At 71.3% G+C, this 24,522-nt stretch carries 13 protein-coding genes; 11 read left to right on the top strand and 2 right to left on the bottom strand.

The annotated features are described in order from the left end of the window. The first annotated feature begins 112 nt into the window (after window positions 1–112). Together ligA and ACZ7LE_RS25595 are read left to right on the top strand one after the other, a co-directional pair. Window positions 113–2,404 carry an NAD-dependent DNA ligase LigA gene (gene ligA, locus ACZ7LE_RS25600; RefSeq protein WP_470406043.1) on the top strand — a complete coding sequence of 764 codons (2,292 nt, stop codon included), beginning with the start codon at window positions 113–115 and terminating at the stop codon, window positions 2,402–2,404. Between the two features lie 178 nt (window positions 2,405–2,582). Continuing rightward, window positions 2,583–5,615 (top strand): 3-keto-alpha-glucoside-1,2-lyase-like domain-containing protein, encoded by a 3,033-nt coding sequence (locus tag ACZ7LE_RS25595; protein ID WP_470406042.1) that lies wholly within the window; start codon window positions 2,583–2,585, stop codon window positions 5,613–5,615. A 64-nt stretch (window positions 5,616–5,679) separates the two neighbouring features. Here the strand turns inward: ACZ7LE_RS25595 and ACZ7LE_RS25590 are convergent, their stop codons facing one another. Beyond that, window positions 5,680–6,861: an ROK family protein gene (locus tag ACZ7LE_RS25590; protein WP_470406041.1), complete on the bottom strand. Its 1,182-nt coding sequence runs from the start codon at window positions 6,859–6,861 to the stop codon at window positions 5,680–5,682. A gap of 75 nt (window positions 6,862–6,936) precedes the next feature. Between ACZ7LE_RS25590 and ACZ7LE_RS25585 the strand changes: the two genes are divergently transcribed. The 9 genes from ACZ7LE_RS25585 to ACZ7LE_RS25545 all read left to right on the top strand — a co-directional run bounded on the left by ACZ7LE_RS25585 (window position 6,937) and on the right by ACZ7LE_RS25545 (window position 23,219). Beyond that, a complete protein-coding gene (locus tag ACZ7LE_RS25585; protein ID WP_470406040.1) occupies window positions 6,937–8,478 on the top strand; it encodes a sugar ABC transporter ATP-binding protein in 1,542 nt (513 codons plus the stop codon). Window positions 8,479–8,495: 17 nt separating this feature from the next. Then, a complete protein-coding gene (locus tag ACZ7LE_RS25580; protein ID WP_470406219.1) occupies window positions 8,496–9,452 on the top strand; it encodes an ABC transporter permease in 957 nt (318 codons plus the stop codon). Between the two features lie 50 nt (window positions 9,453–9,502). Further along, window positions 9,503–10,555, top strand: a complete 1,053-nt coding sequence (locus ACZ7LE_RS25575) for a substrate-binding domain-containing protein (protein ID WP_470406039.1) — start codon at window positions 9,503–9,505, stop codon at window positions 10,553–10,555. A 75-nt stretch (window positions 10,556–10,630) separates the two neighbouring features. Then, window positions 10,631–11,809, top strand: coding sequence for a Gfo/Idh/MocA family protein (locus ACZ7LE_RS25570; RefSeq protein ID WP_470406038.1), 1,179 nt, complete (start codon window positions 10,631–10,633; stop codon window positions 11,807–11,809). A 129-nt stretch (window positions 11,810–11,938) separates the two neighbouring features. Then, the gene (locus tag ACZ7LE_RS25565; protein ID WP_470406037.1) at window positions 11,939–17,572 is read left to right on the top strand and encodes a ThuA domain-containing protein; all 5,634 of its coding nucleotides are present in this window, start codon (window positions 11,939–11,941) and stop codon (window positions 17,570–17,572) included. Between the two features lie 118 nt (window positions 17,573–17,690). Then, the gene (locus tag ACZ7LE_RS25560; RefSeq protein WP_470406036.1) at window positions 17,691–18,320 is read left to right on the top strand and encodes an Ig-like domain-containing protein; all 630 of its coding nucleotides are present in this window, start codon (window positions 17,691–17,693) and stop codon (window positions 18,318–18,320) included. A 44-nt stretch (window positions 18,321–18,364) separates the two neighbouring features. Beyond that, on the top strand, window positions 18,365–19,366 hold the full coding sequence (locus ACZ7LE_RS25555; RefSeq protein ID WP_377229393.1) for a sugar phosphate isomerase/epimerase family protein: 1,002 nt from the start codon (window positions 18,365–18,367) through the stop codon (window positions 19,364–19,366). Window positions 19,367–19,536: 170 nt separating this feature from the next. Further along, window positions 19,537–22,203 (top strand): PQQ-dependent sugar dehydrogenase, encoded by a 2,667-nt coding sequence (locus tag ACZ7LE_RS25550; RefSeq protein ID WP_470406035.1) that lies wholly within the window; start codon window positions 19,537–19,539, stop codon window positions 22,201–22,203. Continuing rightward, entirely contained in the window at window positions 22,203–23,219 is a 1,017-nt protein-coding gene (locus ACZ7LE_RS25545) for a sugar phosphate isomerase/epimerase family protein (RefSeq protein WP_470406034.1), read from the top strand. Before ACZ7LE_RS25550 ends, ACZ7LE_RS25545 begins: the two co-directional genes overlap by 1 nt. Window positions 23,220–23,293: 74 nt before the next feature. Here the strand turns inward: ACZ7LE_RS25545 and ACZ7LE_RS25540 are convergent, their stop codons facing one another. Then, window positions 23,294–23,914 carry a GNAT family N-acetyltransferase gene (locus tag ACZ7LE_RS25540; RefSeq protein ID WP_470406033.1) on the bottom strand — a complete coding sequence of 207 codons (621 nt, stop codon included), beginning with the start codon at window positions 23,912–23,914 and terminating at the stop codon, window positions 23,294–23,296. Between the last annotated feature and the right edge of the window lie 608 nt (window positions 23,915–24,522).

Here is a 24,522-nt window from a genome sequence, read left to right as displayed (position 1 = left end):
AGCGGGACCCGCTCGTGCGCGATAGGGGGCGGATCTTGGCGAATGGCCAGGTCGGCAGCATCTTCGGCGCAGGCGTCCACAGGTCACCGCTCGGATGTCAGTGGTTCAAGCCATGATTGTGTCCGTGAGCGAGACGACAGGCATCCCGGGACCGGCCGACGCAGGCGACGAGGCGGCGGCGCAGCGCCGATGGGCGGAGCTGGTCGCCCAGATCGAGGAGGATCGGCGGGCATACTTCGAGGACGACGCGCCCGTGTCGTCGGACGCCGAGTACGACGTGCGGATGCGTGAGCTGCAGGCCCTCGAGGCCGCGCACCCCGCGCTGGTGACACCGGAGTCACCCACGCAGAGCGTCGGCGGCGCGGCGACGGCGGGGTTCGCCACCGTGGAGCACATCGAGCGCATGCTGTCGCTCGACAACGCCTTCAGCACCGAGGAGCTCGGGGTGTGGGCCGACAAGGTGCACCGCGACCTCGGCACGGACACCCCCGGCCTGCTGTGCGAGGTCAAGATCGACGGGCTGGCGATCTCCCTGGTGTACGAGAAGGGGCGGCTGGTCCGCGGCGTGACCCGCGGGGACGGCCGCGCGGGCGAGGACGTCACCGCGAACGTCCGCACGATCGCGTCGATCCCGCAGCAGCTCGCGGGCGACCCGGCCGACCACCCGGACCTCATCGAGGTGCGCGGCGAGGTCTTCATGGCCACCGCCGACTTCGCGGTGCTCAACGAGAAGCTCGTCGCGGCGGGCCAGGACCCGTACGCCAACCCCCGCAACACCGCCGCCGGCTCGCTGCGCCAGAAGGACCCGTCGGTCACCGCGAGCCGCAACCTGCGCATGTACGCGCACGGGGTGGGCGCCCTGCAGTGGCAGGCCGGCGAGCACACGGAGCTGGAGCGGCAGTCCGACGCGTACACGCTGTTCGACCGGTGGGGCATCGCCGTGTCCCCGCACAACCGGGTGATCCCGGGCCTGGACGGCGCACTGGAGATGATCGAGTACTTCCGCGAGCACCGGCACGACATCGAGCACGAGCTCGACGGCATCGTCCTCAAGGTCGACGCCCTGGAGCAGCAGCGCAAGCTGGGCTCGACCAGCCGCGCGCCGCGCTGGGCGATCGCCTTCAAGTACCCGCCGGAGGAGGTCAACACCCGGCTGCTGGCGATCCAGATCGGCGTCGGCCGCACCGGCCGGGCCACCCCGTACGCCGTGATGGAGCCGGTAAAGGTCGCCGGCTCCACGGTGCGCCAGGCCACGCTGCACAACCAGGACGTGGTGAAGGCCAAGGGCGTACGCATCGGTGACGTCGTGGTGCTGCGCAAGGCCGGCGACGTCATCCCCGAGATCCTCGGGCCCGTGACGGCGCTGGCGGGCGACGGCTACCCGCGCGAGGACTTCGTCATGCCGGCGAACTGCCCCGAGTGCGGCACGCCCCTGCGCCCCATGAAGGAGGCCGACGTCGACCTGCGCTGCCCGAACGCGGAGTCCTGCCCTGCACAGGTGCGCGGGCGGGTCGAGCACATCGGCTCGCGCGGCGGCCTCGACATCGAGGCCCTCGGCGAGGTGACCGCCGCGGCGCTCACCCACCCCGACGTGCCCGAGACGCCGCCGCTGGTCACCGAGGCCGGGCTGTTCTCGCTCACGCTCGACCAGCTCCTGCCCATCGAGGCGGTCGTGCGCGACGCCGAGACGGGCCTGCCCAAGATGGACGACGACGGCGTGGTGCGCCGCCGCGCCCCGTTCCGCCGCAAGCTGTCGTACGGCAAGGCACAGCGCGCCGCCGCCGAGGAGACGGGTGAGACGCTGCCCGAGTGGGCGCCGTCCGCGAACGCGACCAAGCTCCTCGAGGAGCTCGAGCGTGCCAAGACCAAGGACCTGTGGCGCATGCTCGTCTCGCTGAACATCCGGCACGTCGGGCCGGTCGCGGCGCGGGCGCTCGCGGGCTGGTTCGGTTCGGTGGACGCGATCGAGGCGGCCTCGGAGGAGGAGCTCGCGGCCGTCGAGGGCGTGGGTCCCGTGATCGCTGCCGAGATCAAGGCCTGGCTCGCCGTGGACTGGCACCAGGGGATCCTCGCGGCCTGGCGCGCGGCCGGGGTCCAGCTCGCCACGCCGGGGCACCCGGGCCCGGCGGCGATGGCCGAGGCCGACACGGAGCCCACCGGCCCGCTGGCGGGCCTCACCGTCGTGGTGACCGGCTCGCTCGTGGACTTCACGCGCGACGGCGCCAAGGAGGCCATCCTCGCCGCGGGTGGCAAGGCCTCCGGGTCGGTCTCCAAGAAGACCGACTACGTGGTGCTGGGGGAGAACGCCGGCTCCAAGGCGGCCAAGGCCGAGGCACTGGAGATCCCGACCCTGGACGAGGACGGGTTCAAGACGCTGCTGGAGGGCGGCCCGGCGGCTCTGTAGCGAGCGCGAGAACCGGCGGCGGGTGCGAGACCGCCGCCGGTTCCGGTCTGTCCAGGTCGGATGGCGTCTGTCCGGGCCTCCTCTCATAACGCTGAACACCTGACGACTTTTGCTTGACGCCCGACAGAAGTCCCCCGTAGGTTCTCCCCGCAAGGTCAACGCCGACCGAGGAGAGCTCATGCGTCAACGTGGAACCAGAACTCGCACGAGACAGGCCGCCGCAGCCGCGGCCGCCGTGGCACTGACAGCGGTAACGCTCGCGGGGACGGTCCCCGCCGCGACGGCGGCGGTCGACGACCTCCCGCCCCAGGAGCCGGGCGTCACCCTGAGGACCTATGACCTGGCCCGCGACCTCAGCGAGCTGTGCACGCTCCGCTCGGGCCAGACGCCGAACGTCGACCAGCTCAAGCCCACCATCGACTACTCGACCGAGGCCGACTTCGGGATGGGCGAGCGCTTCATCGCGCACGCGCTGGCCAACCTGAACGTGCCGGCGGAGGGCAACTACGAGTTCCGCCTCACCAGCGACGACGGCTCGCGCCTGGTGATCGACGACGCCGAGGTGATCGACAACGACGGTCTGCACGGTGCGGAGTCGAAGGAGGGCACCGTCGCGCTCACCACCGGGTACCACGACCTGCGCGTGGAGTACTTCGACAACACCAACGACAACATCCTGAAGCTCGAGTGGCGCACGCCGGGCACCAGCGACTTCGTCGTCGTGCCGTCCAGCGTGCTGAGCACTGAGGCCGGCGTCGTGCGCGTGACCGCCCCGGGCACCAAGTACTGCGAGGGCCAGGACGACTCGGCGGGCGACGGCATGCGCCTCGACTCCGTGTACCCGGGCTACACCCTGACCGACCTGCGCCCCGACGGCTTCGAGCCCATGGTCTCGGGCCTCGACTGGACCGACGACGACCGCCTCGCCGTGGTCACGTCCGGCTCGGTGAGCCCCGGCGGCTGGGTCGAGGACCCGGAGCCCGGCGAGGTCTTCCTGCTTGACAACGTGACCGGCGCGACCTCGAAGGACCAGGTCACGTACGAGAAGGTCGCCACCGACCTGTTCAACCCGATGGGCGTGGCCGTGATCGGCGACTCGATCTACGTCTCGGAGCGGGACAAGCTCACCGAGCTCACCGACCCGGACGGTGACGGCTTCTACGACGACCACCGCACCGTGGCCGAGTGGCCGTTCGGCGGCAACTTCCACGAGTTCGCCTTCGGCCTGCTGTACGACGACGAGAGCTTCTACGTGAACCTCTCCGTGGCCATCAACAACGGCGGCGCCACCACTGACCCGCAGCCCGCCGAGAACCGCGGCACCGCGATCAAGGTGGACCGCGAGACCGGCGAGGTCGAGTTCGTGGCGGGCGGCCTGCGCACGCCGAACGGCATGGTCAAGGGTCCGGACGGCGAACTCTTCGTGATGGACAACCAGGGCGCCTGGCTCCCCAGCTCGAAGCTGGTGCACATCGAGCAGGGCAAGTTCTTCAACCACTTCACCAACCCGTCCGGCCCGTACGACGCCCAGCCCGTCTCGGCCCCGGCCCTGTGGGTGCCGCAGAACGAGATCGGCAACTCGCCGAGCGCCCCGGTGCAGCTCACCGAGGGCCCGTACGCGGACCAGCTCGTGTTCGGCGACGTCACCTACGGCGGGCTGCAGCGCGGCTTCCTGGAGAAGGTCGACGGCGAGTACCAGGGCGCCGTCTTCCGGCACTCGGCGGGTCTGGAGGCGGGCGTCAACCGCACGGTCGTCGGCCCCGACGGCGCCCTGTACGTGGGTGGCATCGGCGAGGGCGGCAACTGGAGCGAGCCCGGCAAGCTGCGCTACGGCCTGCAGAAGCTCACGCCGAACGGCGAGGACGCCTTCGACATGACCGAGATGCGGGTCACGAAGAAGGGCTTCGAGATCGAGTACACGCAGCCGCTGTCGCAGGAGACGGTGGACAAGATCGCCGAGAGCCCGAACGCGGCGTTCCGCATGGACCACTGGCGCTACGTGCCCACCCGCGCCTACGGCGGCCCGAAGGTCGACGAGCAGCAGCTGTTCGTCTCGGGTGCCACGGTGTCCCGGGACCGTACGAAGGTCACGCTGACCGTGGACGGGCGCCAGCCCGGTTACGTGGTGCACCTGCGCAGCCCGCGCCCGTTCGCGGACGCGGAAGGCCGGGAGCTGTGGAACACGGAGGCCTGGTACACGCTCAACGCGATCCCGGGCTACCGGGCCCCGGCGGGGTTCCAGGAAGCGGAGGAGGCGACGCTCCGCGGCAGCGCGAACGTGGCCAACGAGCACAACGGCTACTCCGGCTCCGGGTTCGCGGCGGGCTTCACCGACGTGGGCGCGTCCGCGACCTTCACCACCACCGTCAAGCGCGCGGGCACCCAGCCCGTGAGCCTGCGCTACTCGAACGGTCCCAACCCGTTCCAGGGCACCAAGACGGTGTCGGTGCTCGTCAACGGTGAGGAGGTCGAGCCGTGGGCCCTGGAGTCCACGGGGGACTGGAAGACCTGGGCGACGGCGACCCGGTCGCTCGACCTGCGCAAGGGAGTCAACACCATCACCCTGCGGTACGACGAGGACGATGACGGCAACGTCAACCTCGACCTCCTCAAGGTCGGTGGCGGGGCCGACATCTGCGAGCCGAAGCGCTACGAGCGCGGCTACACCGCGCTGTTCGACGGAACGCTGGCCTCGCTGGACGGCTGGAACATGGCCGGCCCGGGCTCGTTCGGCCGCCAGGCCGACTGCACGATCCGCGGGGCCGGTGGCATGGGTCTGCTCTGGCACTCGACGGAGCTGAACGAGTACAGCCTGAAGCTTGACTGGAAGCTCAAGAAGGACGACAACGGCGGTGTCTTCGTCGGCTTCCCGGACCCGGGCAACGACCCGTGGATCGCCGTCAACCAGGGCTACGAGATCCAGATCGACGCCACCGACGAGCCGGACCGCACCACGGGCGCGATCTACACCTTCCAGGGCGCGGACCCGGAGGTCGTGGAGCGGGCGCTGAAGCCGGTCGGGTCCTGGAACTCCTACGAGATCCGGGTGGAGGGGCAGACGATCAAGGTCCTCCTCAACGGTGTGCTGGTGAACGACTTCGTCAGCACCGACCCCGCACGTGACCTCGCTCAGGGGTTCATCGGGCTCCAGAACCACGGTCAGGGCGAGGCGGTGAGCTACCGCGACGTCCGGGTCAAGGACCTGAGCTAGCCCCACGGACGTCGGACGCTCAGGTCACGCCCGTGACCTGAGCGTCCGACGTGTGCGCGGCGGCTCACGCCACCAGGCGGTCCACGGCCTCCGAGGAGAGTGCCTGGTCCACCGCCATGGCGCTCGCGCCGAGCACGCCCGCCTGCGTGCCGGTGCGGGCCGTGACGATGCGCAGGTGCTGGGTCGCCAGGGGCAGGGACCGCTGGTAGACCACCTCGCGGATGCCGGCCACGATGTGCTCCCCGGCGTCCGCCAGGATGCCGCCGATCACGATCATCGACGGGTTGAGCAGGCTCACGCTGGTGGCGAGAACCGCGCCGATGTCCCGGCCCGCCTGGCGCACGGCCTGGCTAGCGGCCACGTCGCCCGCCCGGACCAGGGCGACGACGTCGGCGGGCGTGGTCGCGCCGTCCAGGCGGCTCGCCACGGCCTGCCCGCTGGCGATGGCCTCCAGGCAGCCCACGTTGCCGCAGCGGCACACGACGTCGGTCACGCCCGGCACGGCGACGTGCCCGATGTCGCCCGCCGAGCCCTGCGCCCCGCGCCGCAGCGCGCCGTCGGCGATGATCCCCGCGCCGATGCCGGTGGCGACCTTGACGAACAGCAGGTCGGCCACGCCGGGCCACGCCGCGCGGTGCTCGCCCAGCGCCATGATGTTCACGTCGTTGTCCACGAGCACGGGCGCGTGGAACCGGGCGCCGAGGATCGCCGGCACGTCCGCGTTGTCCCACCCCGGCATGATCGGGGGGTTGTTCGGCTTGCCGGTCGCGTGCTCCACGGGCCCGGGCAGGCCCACGCCGACGCCGGCGAGCTCGCTCGCCGAGCGCCCCGCCTCGCGGAGCAGCTCGGCCCCGGTCTCGGCCACGCGGTCGAGCACGAGGTCCGGCCCGTCCGTGATGAGCAGCGGCAGGTCGCGCTGCGCCAGCACCGTCGAGGCGAGGTCGGTCAGGGCGAGCCGCGCGTGCGTCGCGCCGAGGTCCACCCCCAGCACGACGCGGGCGGACGGGGCGAACGCGAAGGTCGCGGGCGGGCGTCCGCCGGTCGACGTCGCCTCGCCCGCGGGCGCGATGAGACCCGCCGTCATCAGCAGGTCGATGCGCGCCGCGACGGTCGACCGCGCCTGCCCCGTGACGGCTGCAAGATCCGCCCGCGTGCGGGGTCGCCCGTCGCGCAGGAGCTGGAACATGTCGCCCGCTCCGGACACCTTGGGTACCTGCTGGAATACTTCCCGTGCCACTTCCACCATGCCCCTAGTCAATCATGGTGGGCGAAGTCGCGACTTTTGCTTGACCGTCGGCAGAAGTCCAACTACGTTCGATACATGGTCGACGCGGACCCCCAACCGACAGAGCAGCCGGCGCAGCAGCCCCTGCTGCGGATGCGCGGCATCGTGAAGGAATTCCCTGGCGCGCGTGCGCTCGACGGTGTGGACCTCGAGGTCCGTCCCGGCGAGGTGCACTGCCTGCTGGGCCAGAACGGGGCGGGCAAGTCCACCCTGATCAAGACGCTGGCCGGTGCCCACCAGCCCACGGCGGGCGAGATCCTGATCGACGAGGAGCCGGTCGTCATCGCGGACCCCGTCGCCGCCCTGCGGCTCGGCATCGCGACGATCTACCAGGAGCTCGACGTCGTGGACGGCCTGACCGTCGCCGAGAACATCTACCTGGGGCACGAGCTCGCGACGGGCGGCGTCTCGCGCCGGTCCGAGGCGGCCCGCACCACCCGGAAGATCCTCGACCGGCTCGGCCACAAGGAGATCTCCCCGCACCGCGAGGTGGGCTCGCTGCCCGCCGCGGGCAAGCAGATCGTGCAGCTCGCCCGGGCGCTGTCGCGCGAGGCGCGCGTCGTCATCATGGACGAGCCGTCCGCCGTGCTGGACTCCGAGGAGGTCGGCAACCTCCACCGCATCGTGCGCGAGCTCACCGCCGACGGCGTCGCCGTCGTCTACATCTCGCACCGGCTGGAGGAGATCCGGCAGCTCGGCGACCGGATCACCGTGCTCAAGGACGGCCGGACGGTCGCGGAGAGCTTGTCCGTGGCGGACACCCCGACCAAGGAGCTGATCCAGCTCATGACCGGCCGGTCGGTCGAGTACGCGTTCCCCGACCGCCCCGGCGTCGCCGAGGACGCGGACCCGGTGCTGGAGGTCGAGGGCCTCGGGCTCGGCAGCATCTTCGAGGACGTCTCCCTCACGGTCCGCGCCGGCGAGATCGTCGGCCTGGCGGGCCTGGTGGGCTCGGGCCGCTCCGAGATCCTGGAGACGATCTACGGCGCCCGGCGCGCGACGTCGGGCACCGTGCGCGTGGGCGGCAAGCGTCTGCGCGCCGGTGTGGTGGACGCCGCCGTCGCCGCGGGCATCGGCCTGTGCCCCGAGGAGCGCAAGAGCCAGGGTCTGCTCCTGGACGAACCCGTGTACCGCAACATCACCCTGTCCTCCTTCTCGCGCCTCGCGCGCGGCGGGCTCCTGGACGAGGGCGCCGAGCGCGCCGCGGCGCGCGAGCAGGTCGAGGCGCTCGACCTGCGGCCGGCCGGCGTGGACCGACAGGCCCGCACGCTGTCCGGCGGCAACCAGCAGAAGGCGCTGCTCGCGCGCTGGCTCGTGCACGGCTGCCGGGTGCTCCTGCTCGACGAGCCCACCCGGGGCGTCGACGTCGGCGCCCGCTCCGAGATCTACAACCTGATCCGGCGCCTGGCCGACGACGGCGCCGCCGTGATCGTCGTGTCCAGCGAGATCCCCGAGGTGCTCGGCCTCGCGGACCGTGTGCTGGTCATCTCCGACGGCAAGGCGGTCCACGAGGGCCCGGCCCGCGAAATCGACGAGCACGCCGTGCTCGACCTGGTCATGGAAGGAAGTGTGGCGTGAGCGAACGATCGGCCCTCATGGGCCCGGCCCTGCGGATGGGTGGCCTCGTGCTCGCCCTGGTCCTGCTGATCGTCGTGGGTGTGGCGACCGCCGGCGAGCGGTTCTGGAGCACCGGCAACCTCATCACCGTCCTGAGCCTCACGGCCGTGACCGGCGTGGTGAGCATCGGTATGACGTTCGTCATCACCTCCGGCGGCATCGACCTGTCGGTGGGCGCCGTGGTCGGACTGGCGTCCGTCTGGGCCTCGACCCTGGCGACGCAGTACGCCGCCGAGGACTACGGCTGGTGGGTCATCCCGGTGACCGCGCTGGCCGTCGGCCTGGTGGCCGGACTGATCAACGGCCTGCTGGTCGCCTACGGCAAGATGCCCGCGTTCATGGCGACGCTGGCGATGCTGGCTGCGGCGCGCGGGCTCGCGGAGATCATCGCGGGCCGGCAGACCCAGATCGTCGACGTCGAGCCGTTCTTCGACGTCTTCCAGGCGCGGCCGCTCGGCGTGCCGACGATCGTGTGGATCTTCGTCGTGGTCGCGGCAGCGGGCTGGTTCCTGCTGAACCGCACCACGTTCGGGCGCCGGACCGTCGCCGTGGGCGGCAACCCGGAGGCGTCCCGGCTGGCGGGCATCAAGATCAAGCGGCACACGCTGTACCTCTACGGGCTCGCGGGCCTGACCGCGGGCATCGGTGCCGTGATCCTGCTGGCCCGCACCACCGCCGGCTCCTCGACCCACGGAACGCTGCTGGAGCTGGACGTCATCGCGGCGGTCGTCGTCGGCGGCACGCTGCTGGCCGGCGGCCGCGGCACCATCACCGGCACCATCCTGGGCGTGCTCATCTTCTCGACGCTCACCAACGTCTTCGTCCTCAACAACCTCGACAGCTCGGTCCAGGCGATCGCCAAGGGCGCGATCATCGTCGGCGCCGTGCTGCTGCAGCAGTGGTTCGCCTCGCGCGAGCGCGTCTCGACCACCTAGCACCTCACCAGCCAACTCAGCATTCCCACCCAGGATCAAGGGAGATCACCATGACCTCGTCCATCGTTCGCACACGCCGGGTCTCCGGCGTCGTCGTCGCCGCGGCCTGCGCGGCGCTCGTCGTCGCCGGCTGCACCAGCAACGAGCCTCGCGAGAGCGAGGAGACCGCCACCGGACCCGTCACGGTGACCGAGAACGACGAGCCCGGCGACGAGGTCGTCATCGGGTTCTCCGCCCCCGCCGCCGACCACGGCTGGATGGGTGCCATCACCAGCGCCGCCAAGGCCGAGGCGGAGAAGTACGAGGACGTCGACCTCCAGGTCGCCGAGGGCACCAACGACGTCAACGTGCAGATCAGCCAGATCGAGGGCTTCATCGACCAGGGCGTCGACGCGATCGTCCTCCTCCCGTTCGACGGCGCCGCCCTGACCGACGTGGCCCTGGAGGCCATGGAGGCCGGCATCCCCGTCATCAACGTGGACCGCGAGTTCAGCAGCCCGTTCGCCGCCCGCGCCACCGTGCTCGGCGACAACTACGGCATGGGCGTCAGCGCCGGCACCTACATCTGCGAGCAGCTCGGGGACAACCCGGACGCCGTGGTCGCCGAGATCGCCGGCATCGACTCGCTGCCGCTGACGCAGGACCGCAGCAAGGGCTTCAAGGACGCCCTCGACGACTGCGGGCTCGACGTCGACGCCCGTGTCGCGGCCGAGTTCACCGTCGAGTCCGGTGAGGAGCAGACGGCGAACCTGCTGTCCGCCGAGCCCAAGATCGACGCCATCTGGAACCACGACGACGACCAGGGCATCGGCGTCCTGGCCGCCATCGAGAACGCGGGCCGCGACGAGTTCTTCCTGGTCGGGGGTGCGGGCTCCAACAACATGATGGAGGAGATCCAGGACCCGGAGAGCGTCGTCAAGGCGACCGTCATCTACCCGTCCACCCAGGCCGCGGACGGCGTCAAGTTCGCCCGCCTGATCGCCCAGAACAAGACCGTCAGCGACCTCGCCTCGATCGGCGTGCCGCGCACCGTGCAGCTCTACGCGCCCGTCGTCACGGCGGACAACGTCGAGGAGTACCTGCCCATCGGCTTCGACTCCTGACGCTGTGACACATCGGGACGACGCCCGCTCGGGCGTGCAACACGGCGGTGAGACCACAGTGGGGGGAGGCGCGGTATGAGTACGGCAACGAGCGAGCTCGGCGTCGGCATGGTCGGCTACGCGTTCATGGGTGCGGCGCACTCACAGGCCTGGCGCACGGCGCCGCGGTTCTTCGACCTGCCCATCGTGCCGCGCATGCGCGCGGTCGCGGGGCGGGACGGGGCCGCGGTCCGTGCGGCGGCCGACCGGCTGGGCTGGGACGACGCGGTCGTCGGGTGGCAGGACCTGCTGACCCGGGACGACGTCGGGCTGGTCGACGTCTGCACACCGGGTGACACGCACGTGGAGATCGCGGTCGCCGCCCTGGAGGCGGGCAAGCACGTCCTGTGCGAGAAGCCGCTGGCGAACACCGTGGCCGAGGCGGAGGCGATGACCGCCGCCGCCGAGGCCGCGGCGGAGCGCGGCGTGCGCGCGATGGTGGGGTTCACCTACCGTCGCGTGCCCGCCGTGGCGCTGGCCCGGCAGCTCGTGCAGGAGGGCCGGATCGGCCAGGTGCGACACGTGCGCGCGCAGTACCTGCAGGACTGGCTGGCCGACCCGCAGGCGCCGATGTCCTGGCGCCTCGACAAGCAGAAGGCGGGCTCGGGCGCCCTGGGCGACATCGGCGCCCACGTGGTCGACATGGCGCAGTTCGTCACGGGCGAGTCGCTCACCGGGGTGAGCGGCCTGCTCGAGACGTTCGTCCACGAGCGTCCGGAGGCCGTGTCGTCGTCGGGCCTGTCGGGGGTGGCCGACGCCGGCCGCACCGGGCAGGTCACGGTGGACGACGCCGCGGTGTTCCTCGGGCGGCTGTCGGGGGGCGGGCTGGCGACCTTCGAGGCGACGCGCTTCGCCTGGGGCCGCAAGAACGCGATCCGGCTGGAGGTCAACGGGTCCAAGGGTTCGCTGGCCTTCGACTTCGAGGACATGAACCTGCTGCACTACTACGACGCGACGGACGAGTCGGCGATCGCGGGCTTCCGCCGGATCGTCGTCACCGAGCCCGAGCACCCCTACGTGGCCGCGTGGTGGCCGCCGGGGCACGGGCTCGGCTACGAGCACGCCTTCACGCACCAGGTCGTGGACCTGATGGGTGACCTGGCCGCCGGGCGGCAGCCGACGCCGTCCTTCGCCGACGGCCTGCGCGTCCAGCGGGTGCTGGACGCCGTCGAGCGCAGCGCCGCCGGTGGAGGAGGGTGGGTGTCCCTCGCCTGACCGGACTCGGACCAGCAGGGGGACCGGCTTGAGCGTTGCGCTCGGGCCGGTCCGCCGCGGGCCGGGGGAGAGCACTACCGCAAGGCACTGGTACTGACCCGACTCAATGAGGAGCTCCAGGTGAGAAAAGTGCTACGAACCCGCCGCGTACTGCGGTCGGTGGTCGCGGCGGCAGCCGTGACCGCGCTCGGCGTCCCCGCCCTGGTGGCCGCCGCCGCGCCCTCGGTCGCATCCCCGGGCGGGCCGGCCGAGGCCGCCGCCGGGACGTCGGCCGCCGTGATGACGGCGGCCGGAGCGGCCGCGGCAGAACCCTTCGACGCTCTGGTGTTCTCCAGGACGGCCGGCTTCCGGCACGGCTCCATCCCCGCGGGGATCGAGGCGATCACCCAGCTCGGCGCGGCGAACGACTTCACGGTCACCGCCACCGAGGACGCGAGCGTCTTCTCCGACGAGGGGCTGGCCGAGTACGAGGTGGTCGTCTTCCTGTCCACCACGGGCGACGTCCTGGACGAGGAGCAGCAGGCCGCGTTCGAGCGCTACATCCAGGGCGGTGGCGGCTACGCCGGCATCCACGCGGCGTCCGACACGGAGTACGACTGGCCGTGGTACGGCGAGCTGGTGGGGGCCTACTTCAACTCCCACCCGGCCAACCAGGACGCCACCGTCAAGGTCGAGGACCACGACCATGCCTCGACCGCGCACCTGCCGCAGCGGTGGGAGCGGCACGACGAGTGGTACAACTACCGCACGAACCCGCGGGACGAGGTGCATGTCCTCGCCTCCCTGGACGAGACGACGTACGACGCCGGGACGGGCGCGATGGGGGCCGAGCACCCGATCGCCTGGTGCCAGGTCTACGACGGGGGCCGGTCCTGGTACACCGGCGGCGGCCACACCGACGCCTCGTACACCGAGCCGGAGTTCGTCGAGCACCTGCTGGGCGGTCTGCAGACCGCGGCCGGGGTCGTGGACTCCGACTGCGCCGCGACGCAGAGCGGCAGCTACGAGATGGTGCCCCTCGACGAGGACACCGCCAACCCGATGATGCTGGACGTGGCGCCCGACGGCACCGTCTTCTACGTCGAGCGGGACGGCCGCGTCCAGGTGATCGACCCGGAGTCGAACACCACCAGCACCGCGATGACGCTGCCGGTCACGCAGTCCAACGAGGACGGCCTGACCGGGGTGGTGCTCGACCCGGACTTCGCGGCCAACGGGTGGGTCTACCTGTTCTGGTCGCCGGAGGACGTCGGGGACGACGGACCGCACAACCGCGTCTCCCGGTTCGACTACGACGCCGGTTCCGGAACGATCGACCAGGCGTCCGAGGAGACCGTGCTGATCATCCCGACGCAGCGCCAGACGTGCTGCCACGCGGGCGGCGACATGGCCTTCGACGGCGACGGCAACCTGTACGTGGCCACCGGCGACAACACGAACCCGTTCGAGTCGCAGGGGTACGCACCGCTGGACGAGCGGGCGGGGCGGGCGAACTTCGACTCCCAGCGCACGTCGGCCAACAGCAACGACCTGCGCGGCAAGGTCCTGCGGATCACGCCGCAGGACGACGGGTCGTACACGATCCCGGACGGCAACCTGTTCGCGCCGGGCACGCAGGACACGCTGCCCGAGATCTATGCGATGGGCTTCCGCAACCCGTTCCGGATCGGCGTCGACCCGGCGACCGACAACGTGCTCGTGGCCGACTACGGCCCCGACGCCGGGGCGGCGAACGCGGACCGCGGCCCGGCGGGGACCGTCGAGTGGAACGTCGTGAGCGAGCCGGGGTTCTACGGCTGGCCGTACTGCACGGGCGCCAACAACGCCTACCGCGCCTACGACTTCGCCACGGGCCAGTCGGGCGCGGCGTACGACTGCGCCGGCGGCGCCGTGAACGACTCCCCGAACAACACCGGCATCACCCAGCTTCCGCCCGCGGTGGAGGCCGAGGTCTGGTACGGCTACGGGACCAACCCGCTCTTCCCGGAGATCGGGGGCGGCGGCGCGCCGATGGGCGGCCCGGTCTACAGCTACGACCCCGAGCTGGAGTCCGACACCAAGTGGCCGGCCTACTGGGACGGCAAGGCGCTGTTCGGCGAGTGGAACCAGGGACGGATGTACTCCTTCCAGCTCGCGGGGGAGCAGCGGGACGACCTCGTGGACATCAACCGGGTCCTGCCGGGGATCTTCGACCCGAGCGCCGGGTTCGACCGGCCGATGGACTTCGACTTCGGCCCCGACGGTGCGCTGTACGTCGTGGACTGGGGCTCCGGTTTCGGTGGCAACAACGACACGTCGGGTGTGTACCGGGTCGACTACGTGGAGGGCGACCCGGCACCCATCGCCCGGGCGTCCGCCGACGTGACGAACGGCCTGGCACCGCTGACCGTGCAGTTCTCCTCGGAGGGCACCCGGCACCCCGCCGGGGAGCCGCTCACCCTGCAGTGGACCTTCGGCGACGGCTCGGCGCCGAGCACCGAGGCCAACCCGACCCACACCTACACCGAGAACGGCCGCTACACCGCCCAGCTGGTCGCGACCGACGCGGCCGGGCAGACGGGCGTGGCGAACGTGACGATCGTGGTGGGCAACATCGCTCCCGAGGTGTCGATCACGTTCCCGGAGAACGGCGGGTTCTTCGAGTGGGGCGACCAGGTGCGCTACGAGATCGCGGTCGACGATCCCGACGGCGAGGTGAGCTGTGACGACGTCACCCTGTTCACCTCGCTCGGCCACGACTCCCACGCGCACCCGTTCGAGGAGCTGACCGGCTGCTCGGGGGTCATCCAGACGGCCCGGGACGAGGGGCACGGCATCGAGTCGAACATCTTCTGGGTGATCGAGGGCTTCTACACGGACGACGGCGGCGCCGCCGGCGCACCCCTGACGGCGACCGACCTGCAGGTGCTGCAGCCCAAGCTGGTCCAGTCGGAGTTCTTCACCGGCACGGGCCGCGTGGACGGTATCGGTGACGGCGCGGGCGACCCCGGCGTCCAGATCGAGCAGACGGGTGACTCCGCCGGCGGCGGCCAGAACATCGGCTTCATCGAGCCCGGTGACTACTGGGCGCACGAGCCGGTGAGCCTGGCCCAGGTCGACTCGATCTCGCTGCGCGCGGCCTCGGAGGGCGGCGGTGGCGAGGTGTCGCTGCGCTGGGACGCCCCGGACGGTCCGGAGATCGGCCGGATCACGGTACCCGGCACCGGCGGCTGGCAGCAGTACGTCGACGTCGGGACCGAACTGCACGACGTGCCCTCGGGCTCGGGCTCGCTGCACTTCGTCCTGCTGTCGGGAGGCATCAACGCCAACTGGATGGAGATCGAGGGTCGCGGTGTCACCGACAACCAGCGGCCGGAGGTCGAGCTGACGGTCGACCCGGTCGCGGGCGACGCCCCGCTCACCGTGACCGCGTCCGCCACGGCCACGGACCCCGACGGGACCGGAGACCTGACCTACGCCTGGGACGCCGGTCTCGGCGACGGGTTCGTCGACGGGACGGCGGCGTTCGAGCACACCTACGAGGAGCCGGGCACCTACCGGCTCCAGGTGCGCGTCACCGACGAGGGCGGCGCCTACGCCGTCGAGTACGTCATGGTGGAGGTCACCGGGGTCGCCCCGGAGCCGGACCTCTGTCTGGCGGGCCGGTCGGACGACTTCCTCGGGGACGACGTCGACCCCGACCGCTGGACCGTGCTGGACCGCAACCAGGACCTGCGGGTCGCCGACGGGACGCTCACCATCCCGGCGGCCGTCACGGACTTCTACGGGACGGGCAACTCCACCGTGCCGAACCTCGTCCTCCAGGACCTGCCGGACGGCCCGTTCACCGCGACGGCGAAGGTCACCGTCCCGGCCTACGCGCAGTACCAGCAGGCCGGACTGCTGATCTACGGCGACGCGGACAACTACGCCAAGATGGTGATCGAGGGGCGTTCGGCACCCGCCGACGCGGCCACGCGCATCTTCCAGTACATCCGTGAGGAGGCGGGCGTGCCGAACGAGGTCGGTGACTCCAACACCGCCGCCCTCGGACAGGCGTACCCGGACACCGTGTACGTGCGGCTGTCCAGCACCGACGGCGAGGACCTGACGGCGGCGTACTCGGACGACGGGGTGGACTTCACGGCCATGCCGCAGACCAAGTCGCTCGCCGGCATCGACAACCCGCAGATCGGGCTCTTCGCGCTCGCGGGCAGCGGTTCGGCGGCACCGGTGGTGGACGCGCAGTTCGACTGGTTCCACCTCACCCCGGACGACACGGCCGAGGCCCCCGCCCCGGACGACGAGTTTGACGGTGACGGGCTCGACGGCTGCCGGTGGGACATCGTGCGCGAGGACCCGACGGGCCACCGGGTGACCGGTGGCGCGCTGGAGATCGACACGACGGCCACGGACATCTACACAGGCAGCAACACCGGCACGCCGAACATCGTCGTGCAGGACCTGCCGGAGGACGACTGGACCGTCGAGACCCTGGTGGACGGGTCGGACTTCGACCAGCAGTACCAGCAGGGCGGTCTCATCGTGTACGGGGACGACGACAACTACGTCAAGCTCGACCTCGTGACCGACAACGCGCCAGGCGCCGCCGTCGCACAGCGCATCGAGCTGCGCAGCGAGGTCGACGCGGTGGTGCAGGATCCGCAGCCGAACGCGACCGGGCTGACGTCGGCCGTGTGGCACCTGCGCCTGTCGAAGGAAGGATCGACCTTCACCGGCGAGTACAGCGCGGACGGTGAGGACTGGACGGCGCTGGCCGACCCGGTGACCCATGACGGGCTGCAGGACGCCCGCGTGGGGCTGTACGCCCTGGGCGCGTCCCAGCAGTCGGCCGCCACGGCGTCGTTCGACCACTTCCGGGTGGTCGGCGCGGCGGAGCCGCTCGCGGTGACGGGCACGCTGTCGCCGTCCGAGCCGGACGGTCCGGACGGGCAGTGGCTCGGGCCGGTGACGGTCACGGTGGAGACCACGGGCGGTCCGGACGGCGCCGCGGTGTACCGGGAGGTCAACGTCGACGACGGCGGCTGGACCGAGTACACGGCACCGGTGGTGATCTCGACGTCGGGCGCCCACACCGTCCAGGTGCGGGCGTCGGCGGACGGCGAGACGGTCGCCGGCGAGACCCTCGGGTTCACGATCGCCGAGCCGGCGGCCGACGAGGCGACGCCGGCGGTGGAGATCGTCCAGCCGACGTGCTCCTACGACCGGTCGGGGCACGAGGTCGTCACCGGCGGCGCGCTGGTCACCGCCGAGGTCGAGGGCGTGCGGTCCTACGTGGTGCGGGAATGGGTCGACGGCGCGGTCGGTGACGTCGTCACCGACCTGGACGACCTCGCTCCCGGGAGGTACCGGGTCGCGGCCCGGCCTGCCGACGGGTACGTCCTCGTCGCCGAGGGGGACTGGAGGGTCAACGCCGCCGGGCTCGCCGTGCTCTTCGTGACGATCGAGGAGCCCGACTGCCCCGACCCGAACACGCCGGACGTCGTGGTGAAGGCTGCGACGTGCGACGCCGGGGGGTCGATCGACCCGGTCGAGCTCCCCGGGGTGAAGAGCTACGTCGTCCACAACTGGGTCGACGGCACGGCGGACGGCAAGCCGCGCGACCTCAGGAACCTCGCGGCCGGCGACTACCGCGTGATCGCCACGCCGAACCCACGAACGGAGCTGACCGTGGCCGGGGACTGGCAGCTCAGCCCCTCCGGGAAGGCCTACGTCATCGTGACCGTCGAGGACGGGTGCGCGACGGACCGGGGGGCCGTGTGAGGGCTCGACGGCAGGGCCGGTGACCACCGGCCACCACCCCCGGTACGGGAGGGAGCTCCTCCTTCCCGTGCCGAGGGTCCTCCCGGGGCCGGCGGCCCCTGAACCGAGAGGGACGGACATGCAGAGGTTCACGCGCTACGGGGCGGCCCTGATGCTGGCGCTCGGGCTCGCCGTCGGGCCGCTCGCCGTGGCGCCGGCGTCGGCGCACGGCGGGAAGATCGACATCGAGCTCGGCACGGACGGCGCCGGCGGCATCTCCGCCGCACTGGTCTGGGTGGGCGACCAGCACCCCGTTGAGGAGTCGGCCGTGGTGGAGGTACGGGCGGTCTCCGACGCTGGGGACGAGGTGGGACCGATCACCCTGGTCTCGGCGTCCGAGGGCGTCGGCTGGTACCGCTCGGAACCCGCGGTGCTCGACGAGGGGCACTGGACGGTGACCGCGCGGGTCAAGGAACCGGCCAAGGCGAAGGTCGAGACCGAGGTCGACGTGGTGGCCCCGCCCGCTGCCGAGGAGGCAGAGCCCGAGGGGTCCGAGGCCGGCTCTCCGCCGGCGGAGACCGCCACCGAGACCACCGCCGGGGCCGACGGAGCGGACGGCGCCGGCACGGCGGCGCGGGCCGACGACGTCTCACCGGCGTCGAGCGGTCTGCCGGTCTGGACCGGCTGGGTGCTGGGCGCGCTCGTGGCCGCAGGAGCGGTGACGGCCGTCGTCCTGCGCAGGCGCACGCCGCGGACCGAACCCCGATGAGCACGACCGGAGACGCCGGATCGTCACCTACAGGAGGAAGCACCATGGCACGACCGATCACCCTGTTCACCGGCCAGTGGGCCGATCTACCGCTCGAGGAGGTGGCACGCCTCGCGTCCGAATGGGGGTACGACGGGCTCGAGCTCGCCTGCTGGGGCGACCACCTGGACCCGTGGCGCTGGGACGACGACGAGTACGTCGCCGGACGCCTCGAGCTGCTGGAGCGGCACGGCCTCAAGGTGTGGGCGATCTCCAACCACCTCAAGGGCCAGGCCGTCTGCGACGACCCGATCGACCAGCGCCACCGCGACATCGTCTCCGACCGCGTCTGGGGCGACGGCGACCCCGAGGGCGTGCGGCAGCGCGCCGCCGAGGAGATGAAGAACACCGCGCGGCTCGCCGCGAAGCTCGGCGTCAAGACCGTGATCGGCTTCACCGGCTCCGCGATCTGGAAGTACGTGGCGATGTTCCCGCCGGTCTCCGACGCCGCGATCGAGGCCGGCTACCAGGACTTCGCCGACCGCTGGAACCCCATCCTCGACGTGTTCGACGAGGTGGGGGTCAAGTTCGCCCACGAGGTGCACCCCAGCGAGATCGCCTACGACTACTGGACCACCGTCCGCACGCTCGAGGCGATCGGCCACCGCGAGGCGTTCGGCCTCAACTGGGACCCCAGCCACATGGTGTGGCAGGACCTGGACCCGGTCAGCTTCCTCTGGGACTTCAAGGACCGGATCTACCACGTGGACTGCAAGGACACGAAGAAGCGCATGACGAACGGCCGCAACGGCCGCCTGTCGTCGCACCTGCCGTGGGCCGACCCACGCCGCGGCTGGGACTTCGTCTCCACCGGGCACGGCGACGTCCCCTGGGAGGACGCGTTCCGGATGCTCAACACCATCGGCTACGACGGCCCCATCTCCGTGGAGTGGGAGGACGCTGGCATGGACCGTCTCGTCGGCGCCCCCGAGGCGCTCCAGTTCGTGCGCTCGCGCGCCTACGACGCGCCCGACGCGGCCTTCGACGCCGCGTTCTCGACGCGCTGACGCCCTCGACCCGCTGACGCACCGCTGACAGGGAGGTACGACCAGGAACGACATGCACGACCCGGCGTCGCCGTACGGCGCCGGAGGCAGCAAGGACCGGGTCCCGGACGAATGGGATGCGCACGAGACCCGGCCGGCGTGACCAACTCGACGAGGAGCTGCATCACGAGATGAAGACTATCGAGACGCGCGTTCACGCGCGCCAGAAGAGAACGCTCGCGGCGCTCGCGGCGGCCGCCCTGATGGGCACGACGCTCGTGGCCATGCCGGCGGCGTCCGCCCACCCCGGGCACGACGGGCACGACGACGCGGCCGCCGCGGCGGCCGACACCGACTGGGGCAACTACGAGAAGATCCTGCTCACCAAGGACGTCGGTGAGCCGATCGACATGGCGGTCCTGCCCGACCAGCGGGTGCTCCACACGGCCCGCAACGGCGACGTCCGGCTGACCGACCCGGCCACGGGCGTCACGCGCGTCGTCAACACCCTCGACGTGTACGCCAACTCGGAGGACGGCCTGCAGGGCATCGCCCTGGCGCCCGACTTCGAGGAGAGCAACCAGGTCTACCTCGTGTACGCGCCGCGGGACGCGGACGGCGACGGCGCCGCGGACACCCCCGCAGGCAACGCGCCCAACACGCTGCCGGCGGGCGAGGACGAGAGCTACTGGGACCAGTGGGTGGGCGTGAACCGCCTGGCCAGGTACACGTGGACGGGCGACGCGCTCGACCTCGACTCGGAGCAGGCGATCCTCGACATCGAGGTGCAGCGCGGCCAGTGCTGCCACGTCGGCGCCGACATCGACTTCGACGGTGAGGGCAACCTCTACCTGTCGACCGGCGACAACACCCCGGCCGGCACGCCGGGCGCCAACGGCTACGCCCCGAACAACGACGCCCCGAACATGAACCCGGGCTTCGACTCGCGGCGCGGCGCGGGCAGCACGAACGACCTGCGGGGCAAGATCCTGCGGATCGACGTGAAGGACGAGATCCCGGCCGGCGCCCCGCCGGGCGAGGGCAGCACCTACGACGTCCCCGCGGGCAACCTGTTCGCCCCCGGCACGGAGAACACCCGCCCGGAGATCTTCGTGATGGGCGTGCGCAACCCGTTCCGCATCGAGGTCGACCCGGAGACCAACTCCCTGACCTGGGGCGACTACGGGCCCGACGCCGGCGCGGCGAACGCGGACCGCGGTCCCATGGGCTACGTGGAGTGGAACGCCGTGGGGCTCGACGACCCGCACAACGCCGGCTGGCCGTACTGCCACGGCCCCAACGCGGCCTACAACGAGTGGAACTTCGAGACGGCCACGCCGCGCGAGTTCTTCGACTGCGCGGCACCCGTCAACAACTCCCGCTGGAACACCGGCCTCACGAACCTGCCCCCGTCGCGCGCCGCCACCCTGTACTACGGCGACCAGCCGGGCCAGCAGCCCCGGGACGAGCTCGTGAGCTTCGGCTCGGGCAGCGGCCAGGCGCCGATGGGCGGCCCCGTCTACCACTACGACGCGGACAGCACGGCGCCCGGCAAGTTCCCTGAGTACTGGGACGGCAAGGCGTTCTTCGGCGAGTTCTCCCAGGACTACTACGCCGCGTTCAGCGTGGACTGGTCCACGTTCGAGGTCGGCGAGATCGAGGACTTCTTCCCCAACTCGGCGCTCACCGCCGCGGGCATGCCGATCAACGACAACCCGATCGACCTGGAGTTCGGCCCGGACGGCTCGCTGTACGTCCTGGAGTACGGCGACGGGTTCTTCCGGCAGAACCCGGACTCCGGGCTCTACCGCATCGATCACGCCGAGGGGAACAAGTCGCCGCAGGCGCAGTTCACGGCCACGCCGGAGTCGTCCACCTCCGCACCGGTCGAGGTCGCCTTCGACGCGTCGGGCTCCAGCGACCCGGACGGCGACGCGCTCACCTACGAGTGGGACGTCGACGGTGACGGCACCTTCGACCTGACCGGCCCCGAGGTCACGCACACCTACACCGAGCTCGGCGTCTACACCGCCCGCCTGCGGGTCACCGACGGCAGCGGCAAGCGCACGCTCACCTCGACGTCGATCAGCGTCGGCAACGAGGCGCCCCGGATCACCGTCGACCTCCCGGCCGACGGCGGGTTCTTCGACTGGGGCGACGAGGTCGCCTTCCAGGTGACCACGAACGACGCCGAGGACGGCACCGAGACCGTCTGCGAGCGGGTCGCCTGGTCGTACGGCCTCGGCCACGACGAGCACGCGCACCCCGAGGTGTCGGGCACCGGCTGCACCGGCGTCTTCCCGACCGACCCCAACTCCCCGGAGCACGGCGCCGGCGCGCACCTGTACGGCGCCGTCGTCATCACCTACACGGACAACGGGGCCAACGGCCTGCCGCCCGCCGCCGGCGAGGCGACGCTGCGCCTGAACCCCAAGCTGCAGCAGGCGGAGCACGCGACCCTCACGGGCGTCGAGGTGGTCCAGGACGAGACGGCCTCGGCCGGCGCGTACGTGGCCGGCCTGGGCAAGAAGGACTCGCTCGCCCTGGAACGGGTGAGCCTGTCCGGGATCGACAGCGCGACCGCGACGGTGCGCGGCAAGGGACAGCTCCAGCTCCGCTGGGGCTCGCCCACGGCCAAGCCGTTCGCGACCGTGAAGGTGAACGCGCGCACCTGGAAGGACGTCGACCTGTCGTTCCGCGACCGCGACCAGACGGGGACGCTCTACGTCACGGCGACCGGCGGGACCCTCGCCGTGGACGCCCTGACGATGGTCGGCGAGGGCGTCGGGACGCCCCCGGCGACCGCACAGAACTCGACCGGCCCGTCCGGGGCCGCTCGGACCGAAGGAGAGCAGTGATGGAATCACGCACTGACGTCAACCGCAGGAACTTTCTGAGGCTGGCCGGCGGCACCGTGGCCGTGGGTGCGGCAACGCTCGCCGGTGCCGGTCTCGCGGGCAGCGCCGCCGCGGCGACGCTCGCCCCGGCCGCTCCCGCGGCAGCGGCCGCGGGCAAGGGCGGGGGCCGCGTGCTCGTGCCCGCCGGTCACATCGGCATCCAGCTGTACTCGATCAGGGACAAGGTCTCCTCGCTCGGCTTCCGCACCGTGTTCGAGCGGCTCGCCGACATGGGCTACGCCGAGGTCGAGTTCGCCGGCTACACGCAGGGCCAGGTCGGGGCGATCACCCCGCAGGAGATCCGGCAGCTGCTCGACGACAACGGCCTGAAGGCCGTGGGCTCCCACCGGGGGATCTCGGACTTCGCCAACAACATGGAGCTGGAGCTCGACATCGCCGAGACCCTCGGCATGGAGCACGTGGGCACCGCGCAGGCGCCCACCAGCAACCGCACGGTCGCCGGCTACCTCGCCGCCGCCGAGCAGTTCAACGGCTTCGGCGCGGCGGCGTCCGCCCGTGGCCTGAAGTTCTATCAGCACAACCACGACGGGGAGTTCGGCTTCGCCACCGACAACCCTGACGTGCGGCTCTACGACGTCTTCTACGACAACACCGACCCGAGGAAGGTCTTCCTCGAGATGGACGTCTACTGGGCGTTCGTGGGCCAGCACCGCTACCCGGGCTTCGAGCCGGTCGACTACGTCAAGCGCAACCCGCACCGCTACCCGCTCCTGCACCTCAAGGACGGCGACGCGAACCCGGCCAACACCGGTGGGTACGACATCGTGGAGTTCGGCGCCGGCGACCTGCCGTACACCGAGTTCCTGTCGGCGCTCGTGGGCTCGGGCCGGCGGCACGGCATCTGGGAGCAGGACAACGCCGCCTCGGTGGCCGCGCCCGGCTTCCCGGTCGACTCGTTCGGCAACGCCGAGCGGTCGTACGTCGAGATCCGCTCGCTGCGCGCCGAGCGCTGCTGACCCGGCGCACGCAGCCAGGTAGGTGAGGTGTGGCCGACGCCGGAGGGCGTCGGCCACACCTTTCTGCCCGCCGGCTACGCCCGGGTGTGCAGCAGCACGAGGTCGTCGTGGTCCAGGTCGCCCACGCGCTTGGTGCGCCGTCCGACCACCTCGAAGCCGCTCTTGCGGTAGAAGGCCTGAGCGCGCTCGTTGCGCGCGTTGGTGCCGAGCCAGAACGGCAGGCCCGGACCGAGCTTGGCCGCCGCGTCCACGGCGCCCCGCATGAGCGCGCCGGCCACCCCGCCGCCCAGGACGTCGGGGTGCACGTAGATCTTGGACAGCTCGACGTACGGCGCCGCACGCCCGGTCGCGGTGCGGACGGCGTCGGCCTCCGCCGTGCCGTCGGGCGTACCGAGCACGAGGAGCGCGTAGCCCAGCAGGCGCGTGCCGTCGTCGTGCACGAGCAGCACGTGCCGGTCGCTGTCGGCCCACGCACGGAAGCGCCCCGGAGTCAGCTGGTGCGCGATGTGCGTGGCCATGTCGGACGGCGGTGTACCCGGCGGGCACGCCAGCGGAAAGGTGAGGGCGGCGAGCCACGCGGTCTCGGCCGCGTCGTCGACGCCCGCCCGGCGGACGGCGCCGGAGAGCGCGTCCGGCGCGGTGCGGGGTGCGGTCTGGTGCCCGGCGGACGACGCCGGTGAGTGCTCAGGTGTCACGACCCGAACGTAGTACGCGGCCGTGGTGTGCGGTCTCGACGTGCGGTCCAGGCACGGGGAGCGGAAAATGAGCGTGGGGGAGCGGCAACGGACGGCACATCGAGGTGCGCGGACCAGGGGCTGGTGCCTCAGGTGCGTGGCCCCGGTCACAAGCGTTGTCCGGTGTTCGCTCATCAGCTGTTCAAATGCGCTCTGACCTGCGGAAACATGGTGTGCCGCAGGCCACTGCGGCCGAGTTGGCGTGTACGCGGGATCGTGTGTAATGTTCTCCAGGTCAGCCCGACGGGCAGACGGACACCGGGTAGGAAACGAACCGAGTGGCCGCGCCGGGGCTGAAACCCACATCGCAGGATCGAGGGACTTTGTGTTCCCCGGAATCGGGTGGGACGCCATTTTCGGCAAGCGGGTTGCAATTCCTTCCGGTTCGTCAGAACCGAAGCGAATTTGATCGGCCGAAAGAATCTGGTAAGTTTAAGGAACTGCCCCGGACAGGGAAACGGTCACGAAGATCGTGGCTCTGACGGTGTGCGTCGGTTGTTTGAGAACTCAACAGTGTGCTTGATAGTCAATGCCAATTATTTGACTCTCAGCGTTTCGGGTCGTGCCGC

It is taken from the genome of Promicromonospora sp. NPDC110617 (genome assembly GCF_055598465.1).
Note: the sequence above shows the minus strand (reverse complement) of the source record. Positions and strands in the feature narration are given on the sequence as shown.

What these genes read in the sequence shown, in the direction of transcription:
- ACZ7LE_RS25555 (WP_377229393.1), top strand. Translation starts at nt 18,365, where the DNA reads ATGGCACGACCGATCACCCTGTTCACCGGCCAGTGGGCCGATCTACCG.
- ACZ7LE_RS25550 (WP_470406035.1), top strand. Translation starts at nt 19,537, where the DNA reads ATGAAGACTATCGAGACGCGCGTTCACGCGCGCCAGAAGAGAACGCTC.
- ACZ7LE_RS25580 (WP_470406219.1), top strand. Translation starts at nt 8,496, where the DNA reads ATGGGCCCGGCCCTGCGGATGGGTGGCCTCGTGCTCGCCCTGGTCCTG.
- ACZ7LE_RS25545 (WP_470406034.1), top strand. Translation starts at nt 22,203, where the DNA reads ATGGAATCACGCACTGACGTCAACCGCAGGAACTTTCTGAGGCTGGCC.
- ACZ7LE_RS25575 (WP_470406039.1), top strand. Translation starts at nt 9,503, where the DNA reads ATGACCTCGTCCATCGTTCGCACACGCCGGGTCTCCGGCGTCGTCGTC.
- ACZ7LE_RS25585 (WP_470406040.1), top strand. Translation starts at nt 6,937, where the DNA reads ATGGTCGACGCGGACCCCCAACCGACAGAGCAGCCGGCGCAGCAGCCC.
- ACZ7LE_RS25595 (WP_470406042.1), top strand. Translation starts at nt 2,583, where the DNA reads ATGCGTCAACGTGGAACCAGAACTCGCACGAGACAGGCCGCCGCAGCC.
- ACZ7LE_RS25590 (WP_470406041.1), bottom strand. Translation starts at nt 6,861, where the DNA reads ATGGTGGAAGTGGCACGGGAAGTATTCCAGCAGGTACCCAAGGTGTCC.
- ACZ7LE_RS25570 (WP_470406038.1), top strand. Translation starts at nt 10,631, where the DNA reads ATGAGTACGGCAACGAGCGAGCTCGGCGTCGGCATGGTCGGCTACGCG.
- ligA (WP_470406043.1), top strand. Translation starts at nt 113, where the DNA reads ATGATTGTGTCCGTGAGCGAGACGACAGGCATCCCGGGACCGGCCGAC.
- ACZ7LE_RS25560 (WP_470406036.1), top strand. Translation starts at nt 17,691, where the DNA reads ATGCAGAGGTTCACGCGCTACGGGGCGGCCCTGATGCTGGCGCTCGGG.